Raw genomic sequence first — 750 nt, forward strand, 5'->3', positions numbered from 1 at the left:
GTCTCGAAACACTGCACATCCGACAAGGCCAGCCCATCATGATCGGCATCGAGCAGGCGGCCGAAGGGACCGTCGAGCGTGTAGGGCATCAATGCGGTCTTCAGCGCATTGGATTGAAGCAGGACCGAAAGACCGGTCAGTGTGCGTTCCTGCGCCGGCGCGGTGGCAAGGCTGGCCAGCGCTGACCAAATAGCCTCCTTCACCTCCGGCGTGACGGTGACGTTCTCGTGGGCAACAAGGCTGGCGATCCATTCGGCCGCCCAGCTTCGGCTAGCCTGGTCGTTGATGCTGCGCAGTGGCTGAAAGGCAAGGGAACCGTCCGCTCCTAGCGCGTGGTGTTCTCCACCCATGGCAAGTGTTGCAGCACGGGCCGAATTGCCTTTGTCGAAGACATAAACCTGGGCGCCGGCGTAGCGCCTGAACTGCAGAGCAATCAGAGCAAGCAGAACCGACTTGCCGGCACCGGTCGGACCAACAACCAGCATGTGGCCGACATCTTCGACGTGGGTGGAAAGCCGAAACGGTGTCGACCCACTGGTCTCGGCAACGAAAAGCGGTGGCGCTTCGGTTTGGGTGACTTTCGCGAGATGCTCGTTTGTCGCAGGACCGGCCCAAACCGACGACAGCGGCATGAGATGGGCAAGATTCAATGTATGAACGAGCGGTTGGCGAACGTTAGCGTAGACATGGCCAGGCAATGAGCCGAGCCAAGCCTCGACCGCATTGACGCCTTCTCGGATCGTGGTGAAG

The 750-nt window shown here is 60.7% G+C and carries 1 pseudogene; it reads right to left on the bottom strand.

The annotated features are described in order from the left end of the window. Positions 1-750: pseudogene (locus tag EOC83_RS32540) on the bottom strand (conjugal transfer protein TrbE); the annotation flags it as partial.

The sequence above is a fragment of the Mesorhizobium sp. Primo-A genome, from assembly GCF_003997175.1.
Taxonomy (GTDB): Bacteria; Pseudomonadota; Alphaproteobacteria; order Rhizobiales; family Rhizobiaceae; genus Mesorhizobium; species Mesorhizobium ciceri.